Genomic DNA, 20003 nt, shown 5'->3' with positions numbered 1-20003 from the left:
ATAGAATATGCGCTGGAGGCCTATTTCTTTTGAATTTGTACGCTGGCCACTGCCGGGGCCGATGCAGCCGATGCCACCGGCGCCACGTAGCCCGGCAGCTCTGGTACATCGGCCACTGCACGCGGTGGGCCCAGCGGGGTTTGGCCCTGGCCCTGGCGCACGGCGGCCAGGTCTTGCGGGCTGGGGTACTTCTGTAGCAGCCAGTAGTCGAACACCCGGCGGGCGATGGGCGCGGCGGCGGCACCGCCAAATCCGGCGTTTTCGACCACCATCGCCAAGGCGATTTGCGGGTTGTCGGCCGGGGCGAAGGCCATGTACAGCGCGTGGTCGCGGAAGCGTTCCGCGATGTTGGCGGCGTTGTACTTTTCGTTTTTACCGATCGACACCACCTGGGCCGTGCCGGTTTTACCTGCCGCTACATAGCTCGCCCCGCGAAACGCCGTGGCCCCGGTGCCTTCGATGTTTACGCCCACCAGGGCGCGTTTGATGACCTCGATGTTGGCCGGTTTGGCGCTGATTTCGGCCTTGATCTCGCGTAGCGTTTGCTGGGCGTTGCGGGTCAGCACATCCACCACTTCCTTCACCAGATGCGGCTTCATCTTGATGCCGTCGTTGGCCAGAATGCCGGTGGCCGAGGCCAGTTGCAGCATGGTGAAGTTGTTGTAGCCCTGGCCAATGCCCAGCGAAATGGTTTCCCCGGCATACCACTTTTGCTGTTCGGGGCGTTTGTAGGCGCGGCGCTTCCAGGCGGTGGACGGCAGGATGCCGCGCACTTCGCCCTGGATGTCGATGCCGGTGAGCCCGCCAAAGCCAAACTTGCTGATCTCGTCGTGCATCAGGTCCACGCCCATGTCGTTGGCCAGCATGTAGTAGTAGGTATCGCAGGATTCGACGATGGATTTGTACATGTCCACCATGCCGTGGCCGCCTTCCTTGTCGTCGCGGAAGCGGTGTCCGCCGAGGATGAAAAAGCCCGGGTCGGCAATGCTTTGCTGGGGCGTGCGCTTGCCGGTTTCCAGCGCCGCCAGGGCCATGAAGGGCTTGTAGGTGGAGCCCGGCGGGTAGGTGCCGCGCAGGGCCCGGTTCAGCAACGGTTTGTCGGGTGAGCTGTTCAGCGCTTGCCAGCTTTCTACGTCGATGCCTTCGACGAACAGGTTGGGGTCAAAGGTGGGTTTGCTGACAAAGGCCAGCACTTCGCCGGTTTTCGGGTCGAGTGCCACCAGCGCGCCCCGGCGGTCGCCGTACAGGTCTTCGACCAGCTTTTGCAGCCGGATGTCGAGCGACATGACCACGGTGTTGCCGGGCGTGGCCGGGTTGCTGGCCAGGCGGCGCACGGCACGGCCCCCGGCCGAGGTTTCGATTTCTTCTACCCCGGTCAGGCCGTGCAGCTGGGTCTCGTAGCTTTGCTCTACGCCGAGCTTGCCGATGTATTCGGTGCCCCGGTAGTTGTCGGCCTCTTCGGACTCGTCGATGCGGGTTTTTTCCGACTGGTTGATGCGCCCGATGTAGCCAATCACGTGGCTGGCCAGCTCGCCAAACGGGTAGGTGCGGAACAGCCGGGCCTTGATGTCCACGCCCGGAAAACGGTAACGCTGGGCGGCAAAGCGGGCCACTTCCACATCCGTCAGGCGGGTGCGGATGGGCAGTGACTCGAAGTTGCGCGACTCTTCGGCCAGCTTTTTGAAGCGGCGGCGGTCGCGTGCGTGGATCTCCACCACCTCGGCCAGGGCGTCGAGGGTCTGGGCCAGATCGGGCACTTTGCTGGGGGTGATCTCCAGCGTGTAGGCCGAGTAGTTGCTGGCCAGCACCACGCCGTTGCGGTCCAGAATCAGGCCTCGGTTGGGCACTACCGGCACGATGGCGGTACGGTTGTTTTCGGCCCGCTCCAGCAGCTCGTCGTGCCGCACAATTTGCAAATACGCCAGGCGCGTGGCCAGCCCGCCAAACGCCAGCACCACCACCATCCCCGCCGCCAGCAGCCGCAGGCGAAAGTGCGACAGCTCGGCGCCTACGTCCTTGAGTTCGGTCACAGCGGTCGGGTCTTGTCGGGGTCGGGAGCCATGCGTTGCGGGGCCAGCAAAACGATGCTGAACAGCGGCCACAGCGCGGCTTCGATCAGCGGGGCCAGCACCAGCGACACGCCGGGAAAAGTGCCCCCGCCCAGCATGCGCAGCAGCAGCATGATGGCGTGTGCCACCCCCAACAGCGGCAGCACCTGCATGGCCTGCGACGGCACGCTAAACCACAGCAAACGCCGGTGCATGGCCAGCGCCAAAAAACTCAGCACGCTGTAGGCCAGGGCATGTTGGCCCAGCAAGTTGGTCTGGTGTACATCCATCAACAGGCCGTACACAAAGGCCGTACCGATGGCCACGCGCTGCGGCTGGTGCACGCTCCAGAACACCAGCACCACCGCCAGCAGGTCCGGCACCCAGGGCGCGCGGCCCCACAGGCCGATGTTTTCGGCCATGTTGAACAGCAGGGCCAGCACCAGGCTGACACCGATGAACACCGGGTTGACCGGTAGCAGTAACTGCTGGCCAGGGCGCATGATCATAGAGGGCTTCTGCGCAGGTGGAGCTTCATTTCTTAGCTCCTTTTTTAGGAGCTACTGCCGGTGGACTTGGCGGCGGCATCTCGGGCAGCTGGGAGGCCACGGGTTGCAGCACCAGCAGATGGCGGGCGGCGGCCACCTGGGCCACAGGGGTGCAGTAAATGCGGGCAAAGGCCGAGTCGGCGCGGCGCTCGATCTTGGCGATGGTGGCCACCTGCAAGCCCAGCGGGTAGACGCCGTCCACACCGCTGGTGGTCAGCACGTCCCCCACCTGCACGTCCGAGTTACCGGCCATAAAGCGCAGTTCCAGTTGGCCGCCGTTGGAGGCCGGATCGCCATAGGCCACGCTGCGTGCGCCGGTGCGGGTGTTCAGTACGGGGATGGACTGGTCGCGGTCGATCAGCAGGGTGACTTCGCTGACCATCGGGTAGGTACGGGTCACCTGGCCCAGCACGCCCAGCCCGTCCAGCACGGGTGAGCCCGCCACCACGCCCTGGGTGCTGCCTTTGTCGATCACGACTTTGCGGGCGTAAGGGTCGGCTGCGTCATACAGCACTTCGGCGCTTTGGGCCGGGGTGGTGATTTTTCCGCGCAGCTCCAGCAATTGGCGCAGGCGGGTATTTTCCAAAGTGAGCTGTTCAACCTGCCCGGCGCGCACCGACTGTGCCACCAGTTGCCGCTGGGCCAGATCGGCCTTGGCTTGCAGGCGGGTCAGGCCCTCTAGATAGGCTCCACCGCCCATCACCAGCCGTATCGGCTCCACCACCGCCCATTGCACCGGGTACAGCACGGTGGCAATGGCCGCCCGTAGCGGACGGACCAAGGCAAAGCGCGCATCAGCCACCATCAAAAACAGGGCCAGAGCGCTAAAAAAGATGAGTTTGGTCAGGGCCGAGGGGCCCTGGTTGAAGAACGGGGGCGGGGTCCTGCCCAGCGTACCGAGTGGCATCGCCGTACCTTTGGTTGGTCCGTTCGGCGGAGCTTATTCGCTGGTGAAAATCGAACCCAGGCGCTCCATGCGTTCCAGGGCAATGCCGCAGCCGCGCACCACGCAGGTCAGCGGCTCTTCGGCCACCAGCACCGGCAGGCCGGTTTCTTCGGCCAGCAGGCGGTCCAGATCGCGCAGGAGCGCACCGCCACCGGTCAGCATCATGCCGCGATCGGCAATGTCGGCACCGAGTTCGGGCGGGGTTTGTTCCAGCGCGTTTTTGACCGAGGCGACGATGTTGTTCAGCGGGTCGGTCAGGGCTTCCAAAATTTCGTTGCTGGAGATGGTGAAGCTGCGCGGCACGCCTTCGGACAGGTTGCGGCCCTTGACTTCCATCTCTTTGACTTCGGAGCCGGGGAAGGCCGAGCCGATGTTCTTCTTGATGGCCTCGGCAGTGGGCTCGCCGATCAGCATGCCGTAGTTGCGGCGGATGTAGTTGATGATGGCATCGTCGAAACGGTCGCCGCCCACACGCACACTGCCTTTGTAGACCATGCCGCCCAGTGAGATCACGCCAACTTCGGTGGTGCCGCCGCCGATGTCCACCACCATCGAGCCACTGGCTTCCGACACCGGCAAACCGGCGCCAATGGCCGCTGCCATAGGTTCTTCGATCAGATACACCTCAGAAGCACCTGCGCCCAATGCCGATTCACGGATGGCGCGGCGCTCGACCTGGGTGGAGCCGCAGGGCACGCAGATGATGATGCGCGGGCTGGGACGGAACACACCACGCGGGTGCACCATCTTGATGAACTGCTTGAGCATCTGCTCGGTGACGGTGAAGTCGGCAATCACGCCGTCTTTCATCGGGCGGATGGCCTCGATATTGCCCGGCACTTTGCCCAGCATGGCCTTGGCTTCCTTGCCCACGGCTTGGATGGTTTTTTTGCCTTGCGGCCCGCCCTCGTGGCGGATGGCAACCACGGACGGCTCGTCCAGCACAATGCCCTTGCCGCGTACGTAAATCAGGGTGTTGGCCGTGCCAAGGTCGATGGCTAGATCGGTAGAAAAGTACCGACGGAAAGTCCCAAACATGCAAAATCCTCTCGGGCATGGCCTGCGGATCGGCGGGCCATCGCCTGGTAATACGGTTCTAGATAGACATGACGCTTGCAGTGCCCAGGTGGTGGGCAATATTGATTCAATAGGCCCGCCACCCGGGTGCTGCAAAAGTCTTAATTAGGTTTCTTGGTGCGGATTTTTGCCACAAAGTGACCGCGCGACCAAAGGCGGGATAATACCGCATCCCCTGTGGCTAACCTGCGTCAACTGCGTGGAAACACCGCTTTACTTTTCGTTTTCAACCCTGTTTAAGACATGGCACTGACCCTCCCTGAACTCGACCGCATCGCCAATCTGGCCCGGCTGGAACTCCAACCTGCCGAGCGCGACCGTTTGCTCACCCAGCTCAACGGTTTCTTCGGCATTGTCGAAACCATGCGCGCCGTAGACACCACTGGCATAGCACCCCTGGCCCACCCGGTGGCGGTAATGCACGACATCGTGCTGCGCCTGCGCGACGACGTGGTCAGTGAGCCGAACCGGCGCGAAGCCAACCAGCGAACCGCGCCCGCCGTCGAGCGTGGCCTGTTTCTTGTTCCCAAAGTTATTGAATAAAGCGCCCGCATCGCCATGAGCCTCCCTACACAGCTTCACGACCTGAGCGTGGTCGAACTGGCCGCACAACTGCGCGCCCGCAAGGTATCCGCCGTGGAAACCGCCCAGCACTTTTTGGCCCGCGCCGAAGCCCATGCACCACTCGGTGCGTATCTGGCCATCAACCCTGCCGTCAGCCTGCGCCAGGCCGCTGCTGCCGATGCACGGCTGGCCAACGGCACGGCGGGCACGCTGGAAGGCGTGCCCCTGGCGCACAAGGACATCTTTGTCACCCAAGATTTCCCCACCACAGCAGGCTCCCGCATGCTGGACGGCTACATCTCCTCTTTTGATAGCACGGTTGTCAGCCAACTAGCGCAGCAGGGCGTGGTGACGCTGGGTAAATTGAACTGCGACGAATTCGCTATGGGCTCGGCCAACGAGAACTCGGCCTTCAAGCCGGTGCTGAACCCCTGGGACACCACGCGCATTCCCGGCGGCTCGTCCGGCGGCAGTGCGGCGGCAGTGGCCGCGCGGCTGGTGCCGGCTGCTACGGGCACCGACACCGGCGGCTCGATCCGCCAACCGGCCTCGTTTTGCGGCATCACCGGCATCAAGCCCACCTACGGCCGCGCATCCCGCTATGGCATGGTGGCGTTTGCCTCCAGCCTAGACCAGGCCGGCCCAATGGCCCGCAGCGCAGAAGACTGCGCCCTGCTGCTATCCGCCATGTGCGGCCCGGATCTGGACCGCGACTCCACCTCACTGGACATCCCCGCCGAAGACTACAGCCTGCAATTGAACGATTCGCTCGACGGACTGCGCATCGGCATCCCCGCCGAGTTCTTCGGCGAGGGCCTTAGCACCGATGTGCGCGCCGCTGTCGATGCCGCCTTGCAGGAATATGTGAAGTTGGGCGCCAAGCTGGTGCCCATCACCCTGCCGCGTACCGAGATGGCCATCCCCGTCTATTACGTGATCGCCCCGGCCGAGGCTTCCAGCAACCTGAGCCGCTTCGACGGGGTGAAGTTTGGCCACCGGGCCGACAAGTACACCGACCTGATCGACATGTACAAAAAGACCCGCGCCGAAGGCTTTGGCGACGAGGCCAAGCGCCGCATCATGATTGGCACCTACGTACTCAGCCACGGCTACTACGACGCCTACTACCTGCAAGCCCAAAAAATCCGCCGCATGATTGCCGACGACTTCCAGCAGGCGTTTGCCCAGTGCGACGTGATTGCTGGACCCGTCGCGCCCACCGTGGCCTGGAAGCTGGGCCACAAGTCCGCCGATCCGGTGGCGGCCTACCTGGCCGACATCTTCACCCTGCCGTCGTCGCTGGCAGGCTTGCCCGGCATGAGCATCCCCGCTGGTGTGGGCGAGGGCGGCATGCCCGTCGGTCTACAGCTGATTGGCAACTATCTGCAAGAAGCCCGGCTGCTGAATATCGCGCACCGGTTCCAGCAGGCGACTGATTTCCACCGCCAACAACCCAATATCGCGTGACGGGTCATGGACGACTTCAAAGACGCATCCAACCGACATCTTGAAGATGCAAATTTGCTATTCGCACAGACACCCTCGCGGTTAGCGAATGCCAGCCATCTATTTGGTGTTTCAGCAGAGTGCTCACTTAAGGCAATAGCCAGAAAAAGCAATCCGACCGCTCAATTTGGAGGACGAAATGGAAGTGGCCATATTCCCAAACTGTTTGCAGAACTGACAAACATTGCCCCTGCGATTGCAGGGAATACTACTTTGGCGCAGGCTATCTCATCCATCCAAAGCTATTTCCCAACGTGGACAGTAGCACAGCGCTACCACGCGCAAACCAGTTTTGCAGTAGTGACTGTGACGCAAGAACAGACCGGGGCAAATAAAGCGAATTTGCTGATGAGTAACCATTTGCAAGGATTGATATGAAAGCAATAGATGACTTGCTGAAATGGGAGTCTGTCGAAAAAGAGCTGGTCCAAATACTTGAGCATCATCCTCTTCAAGAAAAGTTACGAAATCTTCTAGCTGGTGAAGCTCTTGTCCTTGTTCGCAACTGGTACGGTCAGCTCATGTTGCTACTACCTTGTAGCCGAGACGAACTCGCGCGCTCTCATTGCGGCTCTCTGTTGGATGATTTGGAGGTAGCTGCCGGTAATCTTGCATTGTCGCCATGGAACATATGCCGCGACGAACTGTTTGATGCAGCATCTTATTGGAGCGATCCAGCGCTCCTATCTTTATTCAAAGAGTCAACACTAAGCCCAAATCTTGAATTTGTATTGCTAGAGCGACAGGATAAAGAAAGAGACTGGTTGACACCGGCCAGCACCCAAACAAATTCCAGCAAGGTTGCACGACGATGCGTATTTTTTAGTGTCAAAGGTGGCGTGGGACGCAGCTCTGCGCTCACCATGCTAGCCATTGCTCTGGCACAAAATGGCAAGCGTGTGCTAGTAGTCGATGGAGACTTTGAATCACCCGGACTTTCATCCAGTCTATTACCTGCTGGAGATGGGCAATCTGACTACGGTGTAGTCGATTGGCTAACAGCACAAGCACTTGGTGCCGACACGACATCACTCGAACGCATGGCCCTTACCCGCGTCATTGAGGCCAGCCCACTCAACGCACAGTTGGAACTAAAGGGGCAAATATTGGTAGCTCCCGCTTATGGCCGGCATACAGAAGCTTATGTTTCGAAGCTCGCACGTATCTACCGGCAGAGTCAAGATGGGAAAGCTTACTCAGAGAGACTAAACAACTTCCTTTTCACCGCAGAAGTACAACACAACATAGACATAACCCTTTTTGATTGCAGAGCGGGAATAGATGACACAGCGGCAGCAGCTATTACGCAATTGCAAGCAGACGTATCTCTTCTTTTTGCAATAAATACGAGTCAAACTTGGGACTCTTACAAACTATTGTTTAGACATCTAAAACGTAATCGAGCCTTATTTTCAAGGCCTACTAGTCCAACAGATGAAAGTAAAGAGGCATGGAATTTAAGGCGTAGTCTGCGCCTGGTTTCTGCATTAACTCCGCAAGAATACGGTGCGCACGTGGGTTATTTCGAAAATTTCAATCAAAACGGATACGACACGTTTAGCGAAATTTATGACGAAGATTCTGGCGATGATCTTCAGGCGTTTGCGCCTGCACCGGACGCATCAGATGCACCTCACAGCCCCAGCCGTGTAATGTGGGTTGAAGCGCTTCGCGCATTTAGTCCACTGACTCAGCCTGGTCAATTAACCGATCCGGTCAATCAAGCCGCCTTTTCTGACTTTCTAACCCACACGATGGCACTGCTGGGGAATACTTAATGAGCGCCAGCTTCGATAACGTTCTTAATGAAAGACAACAAAGCGCTTTACGTGAACAGATTCTCAAAGCGCTGATCGATATTCCAACCGATGGCTCCACAACGAACTGGGGCGACGTTTACGTTCCCGCGTCACACCTTCAAGCGCTGGCTCCGGATCGAATGGTTGTGGAAGGAATGCGCGGATGCGGTAAGTCATTCTGGACAGGTGTGTTAGCCAATAACGAACTACGTCACGCCTTGGGTAATCAAGCTTTGGGCACCGACCTGAAAGAGGCATTGACAAGCATCACCGAAAGCCATGCTATCGCGCTAGACGTAAAGAGCACGATAAACGCCCCCACATTCCCGACTAGTGCTGAATTACCTAATTTACTAAAACTACCTGGGGTAACGCCAGAAACGCTGTGGAGTGTCGCTATTCTGCGACTTTTCCAAATTGACCCCGCGCTGGGCATGCCTGCGTCAGCAGACATTTATGACCTCTGGCATGCCCCGGTCGCATGGGCAGGACAAAACCCCGCTCGAATCGGTCGGGCGTTAGATTTTTTGGATCAGAACCTAACGTCCGAGAAAAGGACGGCGCTGGTAGTTTTCGATGCTTTAGATCGCGTATCCAATGACTTAGCCGACGTATCGGCGATGACCGCCGGACTCTTGCGCGTCATGCTTAGCTTTCGATTTGCCAAAGGTTTACGCCTTAAAGCCTTCATCCGGGAGGACATCCTCGCGCGAGCAGGTGCATCAGTGGTGGATGGTTCAAAACTTCTCAATAACAAAGTGAAGCTTCAGTGGACTCAAACGGACCTGTACGGCTTGGCGTTCTACCGTATTGCACAACACTCATCGACCTTTCGAACACAGTTTGAGCGCATTGCCCGAGTGGCGTGGAAATATAGTGATGGACGCTATCAATGTGATGCAGCCGATGAACCCTCTACACAAAAACAAGTCTGGCATGCCTTAGTAGGCTATTACATGGGAAGGGCCGCCACAACTGGCCACAGCTACCCATATATCTATAACCACCTGAGCGATGGACTTGGACGTGTAGCGCCACGAACCTTTCTAACTGCGTTGCGCGAGGCAACTAGATCAGCGTCAGATCAGTATGCAAATAAGCCATATGTCATACATCCCGAGGCTATAAAAGACGGCGTGCGTGAAGCAAGTAAAGCGCGCGTAGAAGAGCTGCGCGAAGAATATCAATGGATTGATCCGGCTCTGCGATGTATCAAAGAGCGATCAAAAACCGTTCCAATTGACAAAATCGACTTGGAAAGAATCTGGCTGAAAGATGATGCATCCGTTTTACAAGCTATTGAGGCTATGAGAGATACGGCGCTAATACCTTGGCGGAGTGGGGCTTCAAGTACGGAAAAAATTGAGCAGTTGCGCGTAACCTTAGAACAGATTGGCATCATAAAGTCGCGACTGACCGATGGTAGTGAACGCATTGAACTACCAGACATTTACCGTCTTGCATACAAAATTGGCCGTCGTGGCGGCATATCTACACAAAAGAAAACATGAGTGCATCACTATTAGTCCAAGGCTACGAAGTCGTCATCGGCTTCGAGACCCACACCCAGCTCTCTACCCAGAGCAAAATTTTCAGCCGCGCTTCCACCGCCTTCGGGGCCGAGCCCAACACCCAGGCCTGCGCTGTCGATCTGGCCTTGCCTGGCACGCTGCCGGTGATGAACAAGGGCGCGGTCGAGCGCGCCATCCAGCTCGGGCTGGCACTCGGCTCCACCATCGCGCCGCGCAGCGTGTTTGCGCGCAAGAACTACTTCTACCCCGACCTGCCCAAGGGCTACCAGATCAGCCAGTTCGAGATTCCGGTGGTGCAGGGCGGCTCGGTGGAGTTCTTTCTGGGCGACGAGAAAAAGACCGTGCGGCTGGTGCGCGCGCATCTGGAAGAAGACGCGGGCAAATCACTGCACGAAGAGTTCATCGGCCAGACCGGCATCGACCTGAACCGCGCCGGCACCCCGCTGCTGGAGATCGTCACTGAGCCCGACATGCGCTCCAGCGCCGAGGCCGTGGCCTACGCCAAAGAGCTGCACAAGATCGTCACCTGGATCGGCATCTGCGACGGCAACATGCAGGAAGGCAGCTTCCGCTGCGATGCCAACGTCTCGGTGCGCAAGCCCGGGGCCGAACTGGGCACGCGCCGAGAAATCAAGAATCTGAACAGCTTCAAGTTCATGCAGCAAGCCATCGACTACGAGATCCGCTGGCAGATCGAGCAGATCGAAGACGGCCATGCGATCCAGCAGGCCACCGTGCTGTTTAACCCCGACACGGGTGAGACCCGCGCCATGCGCACCAAGGAAGATGCCGCCGACTACCGCTACTTCCCCGACCCCGACCTGCCGCCGCTGGTGGTGGCCGCAGAGTGGGTGGAGCGCGTACGGTCTGAGATGGCCGAGCTGCCGCGCGTGATGGCGGCCCGGTTTAGCAACGACTACGCTTTGAGCGAATACGATGCCACCGCGCTAACGCAAAGCAAGGGCATCGCCCGCTACTTTGAAGCCGCGATTGCCGCAGGCCAGCCCGCGCAGCCCAAGCTGGTAGCCAACTGGGTGATGGGCGAGGTGGCCCGTCGCCTGAACGCACAAGACCTGGACATCGCCCAGGTGCCCGTGGTGGCCGACAAGCTGGCCAAAGTGCTAGACCGTATCGCCGACGGTACCATTTCCAACAACGCCGCCAAGCAGGTGTTTGAGGTGCTGTGGACCGATGCGGATGCGCAGGTGGATGCGGTGATTGAGGCCAAGGGCCTGAAGCAGATGAATGACACCGGCGCCTTGGAGGCCATCATCGACACGGTGATTGCCGCCAACGCCAAGAACGTGGCCGAGTTCAAGGCGGGCAACGAGAAGGCGCTGAATGCCCTGGTGGGCCAGATCATGAAAGCCAGCGTGGGTAAGGCCAACCCCGGCCAGGTCAACGCGCTCTTGAAGGCGAAACTGGCCTAACTTTCAGGGACTCGGGGGCAGAGCACCAAGCCATGCAAGTTGCTTCACGTTAACGAATCACCCCAGCCCATAGCGGCTTGAGCCGCTCCAGCTCTTCGTCAAAACGGTCGTTCACGCGCTTTTTCTCCAGCTGCTGGTTGGCGATGAAGCGCTGCTGGGCGAGCAGGTTTTCCTGGAATTCCGTGACGCGGCGCTTCAGATGCGCCGGGGCCTTGCTGGGGTCGTTTTTATAGAACTCCATCTCGCTGTCCAGCGTCTTGCGTTGCTCGGCCAGTTCGGCCATGCGCTTGTTGGCGGTCTGGATGACGGAATCCACCTGGGTCAGGGCGCTGGCACGCTCGGTATCGTGGGCGGCCTGGTTTTGGTAACGCGTGAGCATGGCGCGGTTGCGGCGGCGCTCGTCAAAGATGCGGGTGCGGTCTTCGGCCGCTTTTTTGTCGCGGGCTTCCTGGGCGCTAGCTTCTTGGGCGGTGAGCGTGGGGCCGAGGTTGCGTTTTACCGTGCCGCTGGCATTCAGCTCTTTTTGCTCGCGGTCCAGGCATTCGGTGATGGGCCGGTCGGAGGTGATTTTCTTGCCCCGGCTGTCGGTGCAGGTAAATATGCCTTGCGCACTGGCGATGCCGAGCAGGCTACTGCACAGCACACTAACGCCCCCAAACTTGGCCCAAAAATTCACATGTTTCCTTCGTCAACTCCGTAACGCTGCCGGTAGGCTAGCACCCGTGGGTAATGTTCCCCGAGCCCGTTTGTATCATTTTGTTGCAGGTATTGCAGCAAATCCGCGAGATTGGCAATGGTGCAGACCTGCATGCCCAACTGGTTGCGCACAAATTGCACCGCACTGTGGGGAACATCTTGGCCACCCTCGGTGGCCATCTCCTGGCGGTCCAGGGCAATTACCACCGCATGGGGCGTGGCACCGGCCGCCTGGATCAGCGCAATGGATTCGCGGGCCGCAGTGCCGGCCGACATCACGTCGTCCACGATCAGCACCCGGCCCTTGAGCGGTGCGCCGACCAGCGAACCGCCTTCGCCGTGGTCCTTGGCCTCTTTGCGGTTGTAGGCAAAAGGCCGGTTGCAGCCACGCCGCGCCAGCTCTACCGCCACCGTGGCGGCCAGCGGAATGCCCTTGTAGGCGGGGCCAAAAATCATGTCAAACTCGATGCCGCTGTGGAGCAGCGCCTGTGCATAGAATTCAGCCAGCCGCTGCATGCGGGCACCGTCGTCAAACAGCCCGGCATTGAAAAAATAGGGGCTCATGCGCCCGGCTTTGGTTTTGAATTCGCCAAAGCGCAGCACGCCCGACTCCACCGCAAACTGCACAAAATCCTGCGCCAAGCCGTCCGGCGCTTTGTTCATCACCATGGGGAAAATCCTTGTTCAAATTAACCAGCCTGAATCTCAACGGCATCCGTTCGGCCACCAGTAAAGGCGTTGAAGCCTGGATTGCCGCCACTGCGCCGGATTGTATTTGTGTCCAGGAAGTGAAGGCCCAGGCCGCCGATGTACAGGGCAAATTCGAGCAGCTGGCGGGCTTGCAGGGCTACTTCCACTTTGCGGAAAAAAAGGGCTACTCGGGTGTCGGCGTGTACACCCGGCATGCGCCCAGCGATGTGGTGATCGGCTATGGCTCGCCAGAATTCGATACCGAGGGCCGCTACGTGGAGCTGCGCTTTGACACCCCGGCCCGCAAGCTGTCCATCATCAGCTGCTACTTCCCCAGCGGCTCATCCGGCGAAGAACGGCAACTGGCCAAGTTCCGCTTTCTGGCCGAGATGGGTCCGTACCTGGCCAGCCTGCGCAAAACCCGCGAGTTCATTCTGTGCGGTGACGTGAACATCGCCCACCAGCAAATCGACCTGAAAAACTGGCGCAGCAACCAGAAGAACAGCGGCTTTCTGCCCGAAGAACGCGCCTGGATGTCTTACGTGCTGGCCCACCCAGAAGCCGCAGAAGCCGCCGGCCTGGGCCTGGTCGACGTGTACCGCCTGCTGCAACCCAGCACCACCGACACCGCCTACACCTGGTGGAGCAATCGGGGCCAGGCCTACGCCAACAACGTCGGCTGGCGGCTGGACTACCACTTGGCCACCCCCGCACTGGCCGCACTGGCGCGGTCCGAGCACATCTATAAGGATGTGAAGTTCTCGGACCACGCGCCGATTACGGTGGACTACGAACTGGCGCTGTAAGCGCCCCCTTCCGCCATGACCACAGAGAACCCCTCCGGTTGGATTACCGCTGCCGACGTGGCACGCAAGGCGGGGGTGTCCCGCTCGGCGGTATCGCGCACCTTCACCGAAGGTGCCAGCGTGTCCCCGGAAACCCGCGAGAAAGTGCAGCGCGCCGCAGAGGCGCTGGGCTACCAGGTGAACATCCTGGCGCGCAGCATGATCCAGCGCCAAAGCAATCTGGTGGGGGTGGTGGTCAAGGGCTTTGACGACCCGTTTCTACAAAGCCTGCTCGGCCCCATCACCCACCATCTGGCGGTGCGCTCACTGGCACCGCTGCTGATGGATGCCAGCGAGCCCGCACAGTTGGCCAAGTCCTTGCGGCATCTGTTGCAGTACCGGATTGCAGGGGTGATCCTGACCTCGGGCACGCCCCCCATCCAGTTGGCCAAAGAGTATCTACGCCTGCGGGTTCCTGTGGCCATGATCAACCGCGCGCCCGACCTGGAGGGCGTGGATGTGGTCAACAGCGACCATTTTGAAGGCGGAGCAATGGCCGCCCGCGCCCTGCTGGCCAAGGGGGCGCGCAGGCTGGTTTTCCTGAGTTCGGCCACAGCCACTTACAGCGCCAGCGTGCGCGGCGAGGGCTTTGTGCAAACACTGGCCAAGGCCGTCAAGAAGGGTGAGGTGGTGTTGCGCCGCATGGAAGCGGCGGCCGCCACCTATGCGGGCGGGTTCGAAGCCGCGCACGCCTTGCTGGGCGATGCACACACCCGGCCAGACGGCATTTTTTGCGCCAACGACGTACTGGCCTGCGGCCTGGTGGACGGTGCGCGCAGGCATTTTGGCCTGCACGTGCCCGCGGATTTCCAGGTCATCGGCTTCGATGACATCCCCATGGCGGGCCTGTCCGCTTATGCGCTGTCCACCCTGCGCCAGGACGTGGATGCCTTGGCCGAAGCGGCAGTCACCTGCCTGGCCGAGCGCATGCAGGAACCCGACATGCCGGGTCGCATGCTGCAGCTCCCCGTGGCCATGGTGGAGCGCACCACCTTGCGCGCCTAGACCCCTTCTCAGGGAAGACCCTAGATCACATCATCCACTATTCGTCGTACATTGCACACGTGTGCAAAGCGCTGCCAAAAATGCGCCACTACCTCTAGAGACAAACCATGCAACGCCAACTGACCCGACAACTCGTCCTATCTTCCCTGCTGCTCCTGCCCCTGGCCAGCCAGGCGGCCGACCGCCTCAACGTGCTCTGCGCCGCCGACAACGACTGGTGCGAGCTGATGCGCAATGCGTTTGAAAAAGAGACCCAGGTGGAAGTCTCCATGGTGCGTAAAAGCGCCGGTGAAATCTTCGCCCAGATCCGCGCCGAAGCCAGCAACCCCAAGACCGACATCTGGTGGGCGGGCACTGGCGACCCGCATCTGCAGGCCGCCGCCGACGGCTTCACCGAGGTCTACAAATCGCCCCAGCTCGACAAGCTGCACCCCTGGGCGCAGAAGCAGGCCGAAATTTCCGGCTACCGCACCGTCGGCATCTACGCCGGGCTGCTGGGCATTGGCTACAACCCCGAAGTGCTGAAGCAAAAGAAGATTGCGCCACCCCAGTGCTGGAAAGACCTGCTGAACCCGGCCCTGAAGGGCGAGGTGCAGATCGCCAACCCCAACTCCTCGGGAACGGCCTACGCCACCATCGCCACCCTGGTGCAGTTGCAGGGCGAGAACGAGGCCTTCGCGTTCATGAAGAAGATGAACGACAACGTCAACCAGTACACCAAGAGCGGCTCGGCCCCGGCCAAGGCGCTGGCGCGCGGGGAAACCGCCGTGGGCATCACCTTCCAGCACGATCTGCTGAAGGAAACCGTGGCCGGTTTCCCGGTGGAAGTGGTATCGCCCTGCGAAGGCACGGGCTACGAGATCGGCTCCATGAGCCTGGTCAAGGGCGCAAAGAACATGGCGGTGGCCAAGCGCTTCTACGAATTCGCGCTGCGCGCCGATGTGCAGTCCCTGGCCGCCAAAGCCAGCGCCTTCCAGGTGCCGTCGAACAAGACCGCCACCATCCCGGCTAAAGCGCCGCGGCTGGAGAGCGTGAAAACCATCAGCTACGACTTTGCCAAGTACGGCAGTGACGAGGTGCGCAAGCGCCTGCTCAAACGCTGGGACGACGAGATCTTCTCGCTGCCCCGTTAAGCCACCGGACCACCACCCAACAGAGAGATATGGCTTGTGAATAAGTCTTTACGTGGCTGGCTGATGCTGGCCTTGACCGCCAGCGTGCTACTGCCCTGGCACGCCCAGGAAGCGGGATTCTGGGGCGGCGAATGGCTGCATGCCGGCTGGCCCGGCAACGACACCACCGCCGCCGCGCTATGGCAGGTACTGGGCCTGCAGCGCTTCGGCCTGCTGCCGCTGCTGCTCTGGCCGGTCGCCATCGGCCTGGTAAGCCTGGCACCTTTGCCGCGCCGCACCCAGGGTGCCGCCCTGTGCGCGCTGGCTCTGGCGGCTCTGGGCTGGCTGGCGTGGGTGGGCTGGAGCCCTGCGGGTGCCGACCTGCCCGGTCTGGGCTGGGGTGCACTGCTGTTCAGCGCCAGTGCGGTGTTTGTGCTGACCACCGGTGCCGCCTGGATGGGTGCCTGCCGGGGGGATGTTTTCGTCTGCGGCGTGATCGGCATGCTGGTCGCCTTGGTCGGGCTGTTTGTGATGTTCCCGGTACTGCGGGTGTTGGCCAGCGCGTTTGAGCAAGGCACGGGCTTCAGCCTGCAAGCTGCCTGGGCCCGGGTGGCCGACGGCCGCATCTGGTCCCTGGGCTGCGTCAGCGGTACCCGGCGTTGTGGCGTGGCCTGGAACACCTTGTTCCTGGCGGTTTGCACCGCCGCCGGTTCCACCCTGCTGGGTCTGACCTTCGCACTGGTGGTGACTCGCACCGGCTTTCGCTTCAAGCGCCTGCTGCGGGCGCTGACGGTGCTGCCTATCATCACCCCGCCCTTTGTTATCGGCCTGGCTCTGATCCTGCTCTTTGGCCGCAGCGGTGTGGTGTCGGCCTGGGTGTCGCAAGCCTTTGACATACCGGCGGGCCGGGGCCTGTACGGCTTTTACGGTGTCTGGCTGGCGCAGTTGCTGTCGTTCACACCCATTGCCTTCATGGTGCTGATCGGTGTGGTCGAAGGCGTGAGCCCGTCGGTAGAAGAAGCCTCGCAAACCCTGGGCGGCACTCGCTGGACCACCTTCTGGCGTGTTTCGCTGCCCCTGATGCGACCCGGCCTGGCCAACGCCTTCCTGGTGGCCTTCATCGAAAGCATGGCCGACTTCGGCAACCCCATGGTGCTGGGTGGCAACTACGGTGTGCTGTCCACCGAAATCTACTTCGCCATCGTCGGCGCGCAGAACGACGGCGGCCGTGCCGCCGGGCTGGGCCTGATCCTGCTGGTGTTCGCGGTCACTGCTTTCCTGGCGCAGCGCCACTGGCTGGGTAACAAGTCCTACACCACGGTGACGGGCAAGGCCGACAACGGCCAGCACGCCGGGTTGGACCGCCGCTTGTCCGCCGTGCTGGCCGTCGTGGCCACGCTGTGGACCGGCTTCACCCTGGTGCTGTACGGCATGATTCTGGGCGGTGGCTTTGTCAACCAGTGGGGCCGCGACAACAGCTTCACGCTGCGCCACTACGCCAGCGCCTTCGGCATCGAATCCGGCGAGCACGGCCTGCGCTGGGTGGGCACCGCCTGGGATTCGCTGTTCACCAGCCTGATGATTGCCGGTGTCTCGGCCCCGCTGACCGCCGCCCTCGGGCTGACGGCCGCCTGGCTGCTGGTGCGCCAGCGCTTTGCGGGCAAGGCGGCGTTCGAGTTCGCCACCATGCTGAGCTTTGCTATCCCCGGCACGGTGATCGGCATCAGCTACATCCTGGCGTTCAACATGCCGCCGATCGAGCTGACCGGCACCGCCGCCATCCTAGTGCTGTGCTTTGTGTTCCGTAACATGCCGGTCGGCCTGCGTGGCGGCATGGCGGCCATGAGCCAACTCGACCGCAGCCTGGACGAGGCCTCCACCATGCTGGGCGCCAACAGCTTCACCACCGCACGGCGGGTGATCTTGCCGCTGATGCGCCCGGCGTTGAGCGCGGCCCTGGTGTACAGCTTTGTGCGCTCCATCACCTCGATCAGCGCCGTGGTGTTTTTGGTCAGCGCCAAATACAACATGGCCACGGCCTACATCGTCGGCCTGGTGGAGAACGGCTCCTACGGCATCGCCATCGCCTACTCCAGCGCCTTGATCGCCATCATGCTGGTCATCGTGCTGGCCGCACAGAGTTTGGTCGGCAAACGGCAGTTGCGCCGGGTCGAACGCGTCGAAGGGACCACTCCCGCCCCAGTCTTTTCCTCAGGACTTACGCAAGTTCCCCCTGTAAGCCCGAAGGGCGATACCGGGGCGCTGCGTAAGTCCTATTCCTTAAAGGTTAAATCATGAGTACTGCCCCCACGCAGGGCGCGCTGGTCTTCGAGCGCGTCACCAAACAATACGGCAAGGTCGTTGCTGTCAACGATGTGTCCTTCAGCATTCCGCAAGGCACGCTGGTCACCCTGCTCGGCCCCAGCGGCTGCGGCAAGACCTCCACGCTGCGGCTGATCGCCGGGCTGGAACATGTAAGCCAGGGCCGCATCTTCATCGGCGGCCAGGACGTGACCCAGCAGTCGGCCATCGAGCGCAATGTGAGCATGGTGTTCCAGTCGTACGCGCTGTTCCCACACATGACGGTGCTGGAAAACGTAGCCTACGGCCTGGAGGTCGGCGGTGCCCGCAAGGCCGATGCGCGTGAGCAAGCCCTGGAAGGCCTGCGCCTGGTCGGCCTGAACGACTACGGCCCGCGCCTGCCCAGCGAACTCTCCGGCGGCCAGCAGCAGCGCGTGGCCGTGGCCCGCGCCCTGGTGCTCAAGCCGCAGGTGCTGTTGCTCGACGAGCCGCTGTCGAACCTGGACACCAAGCTGCGCCGCCGCGTGCGCGAAGAAATCCGCGAAATCCAGCAGCGGCTGCAGCTCACCGCGGTGTACGTCACCCACGACCAGGAAGAAGCCCTGGCTGTCTCCGACCAGATCATCGTCATGAACCACCAGCGCATCGCCCAACAGGGCACGCCGCGCGAGCTATTCGACACGCCCGCCGACGAATTCGTGGCCGACTTCATTTGCGATGCCAACCGCGTCACCGGCGAAATCCTCGGCCACGTGTCTGCGGGCCACGCCGACTGCCTGGTCGGCGGCCTGGCGGTGCAACTGGCGAATCCGCGTGCCTACCGTGGCGAGATTCGCATTGCGGTGCGGCCCGATGCGGTGCATCTGGCGCCTGCCACCAGCCAGCACATCCTGGTGGGCCAGGTGCGTCACGCAGCCTTTTTAGGTACCGAAATGCAGTACGCGGTGGAGTCGCCACTGGGTGAATTGTTTGTGCGCCAGACCGATGTGCAGCAGCCGCTGGCCGTAGGCTCGTCGGTCGGCATCGGCTTTGCCGACCACGGCGTGTGCATCGTCGGAGGTCGCGCATGAGCACCGCTGCCATCGATGCGCGCTACGCGCTGGCCCAAAGCATTGCCCGCCAGGCCGGACTGCAGGCCCTGGAATGGTTCCGCAAGCGCGACCAATTGGTGATCGAGTCCAAGGGTTTGCAGGACATGGTCAGCGCGGCCGACAAAGACACCGAGCTGTACATCCGCGCCCAGGTGCTGGCACGCTTTGCCGACGACGGCTTTCTGGGCGAAGAAGGCGGGCTCGACCACGCCGATGCAGACTACCTGTGGGTCATCGACCCGATCGACGGCACAGCCTGCTTCGTCAACGGCATGCACGCCTGGTGCCTGTCCATCGCGGTCATGCATGCCGGCAAGCCAGTGATCGGCGTGGTGTTTGACCCGAACAGCGACGAGATGTTCCACGCCTGCGCAGGCCAGGGCGCGTTTGTCAACCAGTTGCCCATGCAGGCCCACAGCGCCCGCAGCATCACCGAAGGCGTGCTGGGTGTGGGCTTCTCGCACCGGGTGCCGGTGGGTGCCTTTGTGCCGTTCCTGGACCGGCTGCTGGCGGACGGCGGCATGTTCATACGCAACGGCTCCGGCGCGCTGATGCTGGCGTATGTGGCCGCCGGTCGCCTCATCGGTTACTACGAGCCGCACATCAACTCCTGGGACTGCCTGGCCGCCATCGTGCTGGTGCAGGAGGCCGGTGGCCAGGTGAACGACTTCCTGGCCCACAACGGCCTGCACGACGGCAACCCCATCATCGCCGCCGCCGCTGGCGTGTATGCGCCGCTGCTGGCGTTGATCGATCCGGTCATCACGCTGTAACGCTCCATCGCTAGATTTACCCACCTTCCAGAAAAGAAAC

The 20003-nt window shown here is 61.3% G+C and carries 18 protein-coding genes; 12 read left to right on the top strand and 6 right to left on the bottom strand.

The annotated features are described in order from the left end of the window. Nucleotides 1–20: 20 nt before the first annotated feature. From mrdA to AC0969_RS15440, 4 genes are read right to left on the bottom strand one after another with little or no spacing between them, the layout of a single operon-like run. The gene (gene mrdA / locus AC0969_RS15455; RefSeq protein ID WP_479625042.1) at nucleotides 21–2030 is read right to left on the bottom strand and encodes a penicillin-binding protein 2; all 2010 of its coding nucleotides are present in this window, start codon (nucleotides 2028–2030) and stop codon (nucleotides 21–23) included. Beyond that, nucleotides 2027–2557, bottom strand: coding sequence for a rod shape-determining protein MreD (mreD, locus tag AC0969_RS15450; RefSeq protein WP_479625041.1), 531 nt, complete (start codon nucleotides 2555–2557; stop codon nucleotides 2027–2029). The genes mrdA and mreD overlap by 4 nt, the downstream gene beginning before the upstream one ends. 25 nt (nucleotides 2558–2582) lie before the next feature. Beyond that, nucleotides 2583–3503: a rod shape-determining protein MreC gene (mreC, locus tag AC0969_RS15445; protein WP_479625040.1), complete on the bottom strand. Its 921-nt coding sequence runs from the start codon at nucleotides 3501–3503 to the stop codon at nucleotides 2583–2585. 33 nt (nucleotides 3504–3536) lie between these two features. Next, complete coding sequence (locus AC0969_RS15440; protein WP_295952839.1) at nucleotides 3537–4580, bottom strand: rod shape-determining protein; 1044 nt, start codon at nucleotides 4578–4580, stop codon at nucleotides 3537–3539. A gap of 282 nt (nucleotides 4581–4862) precedes the next feature. On the opposite strand from AC0969_RS15440, the gene gatC reads away from it, so the two are divergent. The 6 genes from gatC to gatB are packed head-to-tail and all read left to right on the top strand — an operon-like array spanning nucleotide 4863 to nucleotide 11450. Continuing rightward, on the top strand, nucleotides 4863–5162 hold the full coding sequence (gene gatC / locus AC0969_RS15435; protein ID WP_479625039.1) for an Asp-tRNA(Asn)/Glu-tRNA(Gln) amidotransferase subunit GatC: 300 nt from the start codon (nucleotides 4863–4865) through the stop codon (nucleotides 5160–5162). A gap of 15 nt (nucleotides 5163–5177) precedes the next feature. Beyond that, nucleotides 5178–6650, top strand: a complete 1473-nt coding sequence (gatA, locus tag AC0969_RS15430; RefSeq protein WP_479625038.1) for an Asp-tRNA(Asn)/Glu-tRNA(Gln) amidotransferase subunit GatA — start codon at nucleotides 5178–5180, stop codon at nucleotides 6648–6650. A 6-nt stretch (nucleotides 6651–6656) separates the two neighbouring features. Beyond that, nucleotides 6657–7067 (top strand): hypothetical protein, encoded by a 411-nt coding sequence (locus tag AC0969_RS15425; protein WP_479625037.1) that lies wholly within the window; start codon nucleotides 6657–6659, stop codon nucleotides 7065–7067. Next, nucleotides 7064–8467 carry a KGGVGR-motif variant AAA ATPase gene (locus AC0969_RS15420; protein ID WP_479625036.1) on the top strand — a complete coding sequence of 468 codons (1404 nt, stop codon included), beginning with the start codon at nucleotides 7064–7066 and terminating at the stop codon, nucleotides 8465–8467. Before AC0969_RS15425 ends, AC0969_RS15420 begins: the two co-directional genes overlap by 4 nt. Continuing rightward, nucleotides 8467–9999, top strand: a complete 1533-nt coding sequence (locus tag AC0969_RS15415; protein WP_479625035.1) for a hypothetical protein — start codon at nucleotides 8467–8469, stop codon at nucleotides 9997–9999. Before AC0969_RS15420 ends, AC0969_RS15415 begins: the two co-directional genes overlap by 1 nt. Beyond that, a complete protein-coding gene (gene gatB, locus AC0969_RS15410; protein ID WP_479625034.1) occupies nucleotides 9996–11450 on the top strand; it encodes an Asp-tRNA(Asn)/Glu-tRNA(Gln) amidotransferase subunit GatB in 1455 nt (484 codons plus the stop codon). The genes AC0969_RS15415 and gatB overlap by 4 nt, the downstream gene beginning before the upstream one ends. Nucleotides 11451–11499: 49 nt before the next feature. Here the strand turns inward: gatB and AC0969_RS15405 are convergent, their stop codons facing one another. Further along, nucleotides 11500–12126, bottom strand: coding sequence for a DUF4124 domain-containing protein (locus AC0969_RS15405; protein ID WP_479625033.1), 627 nt, complete (start codon nucleotides 12124–12126; stop codon nucleotides 11500–11502). Continuing rightward, nucleotides 12123–12815 carry an orotate phosphoribosyltransferase gene (gene pyrE / locus AC0969_RS15400; RefSeq protein WP_479625032.1) on the bottom strand — a complete coding sequence of 231 codons (693 nt, stop codon included), beginning with the start codon at nucleotides 12813–12815 and terminating at the stop codon, nucleotides 12123–12125. Before pyrE ends, AC0969_RS15405 begins: the two co-directional genes overlap by 4 nt. A gap of 11 nt (nucleotides 12816–12826) precedes the next feature. Between pyrE and AC0969_RS15395 the strand changes: the two genes are divergently transcribed. The 6 genes from AC0969_RS15395 to AC0969_RS15370 all read left to right on the top strand — a co-directional run bounded on the left by AC0969_RS15395 (nucleotide 12827) and on the right by AC0969_RS15370 (nucleotide 19963). Then, nucleotides 12827–13642, top strand: a complete 816-nt coding sequence (locus AC0969_RS15395) for an exodeoxyribonuclease III (RefSeq protein ID WP_479625031.1) — start codon at nucleotides 12827–12829, stop codon at nucleotides 13640–13642. A 15-nt stretch (nucleotides 13643–13657) separates the two neighbouring features. Beyond that, nucleotides 13658–14686: a LacI family DNA-binding transcriptional regulator gene (locus AC0969_RS15390; RefSeq protein WP_479625030.1), complete on the top strand. Its 1029-nt coding sequence runs from the start codon at nucleotides 13658–13660 to the stop codon at nucleotides 14684–14686. Between the two features lie 107 nt (nucleotides 14687–14793). Beyond that, nucleotides 14794–15819 (top strand): ABC transporter substrate-binding protein, encoded by a 1026-nt coding sequence (locus tag AC0969_RS15385; RefSeq protein ID WP_479625029.1) that lies wholly within the window; start codon nucleotides 14794–14796, stop codon nucleotides 15817–15819. 36 nt (nucleotides 15820–15855) lie between these two features. After that, a complete protein-coding gene (locus AC0969_RS15380; protein WP_479625028.1) occupies nucleotides 15856–18096 on the top strand; it encodes an ABC transporter permease in 2241 nt (746 codons plus the stop codon). Next, nucleotides 18093–19169 carry an ABC transporter ATP-binding protein gene (locus tag AC0969_RS15375; RefSeq protein WP_479625027.1) on the top strand — a complete coding sequence of 359 codons (1077 nt, stop codon included), beginning with the start codon at nucleotides 18093–18095 and terminating at the stop codon, nucleotides 19167–19169. The genes AC0969_RS15380 and AC0969_RS15375 overlap by 4 nt, the downstream gene beginning before the upstream one ends. Next, nucleotides 19166–19963: an inositol monophosphatase family protein gene (locus AC0969_RS15370; protein ID WP_479625026.1), complete on the top strand. Its 798-nt coding sequence runs from the start codon at nucleotides 19166–19168 to the stop codon at nucleotides 19961–19963. The genes AC0969_RS15375 and AC0969_RS15370 overlap by 4 nt, the downstream gene beginning before the upstream one ends. Nucleotides 19964–20003 lie beyond the last annotated feature (40 nt).

Source organism: Rhodoferax sp. LB1P47, assembly GCF_056521445.1.
Note: the sequence above shows the minus strand (reverse complement) of the source record. Positions and strands in the feature narration are given on the sequence as shown.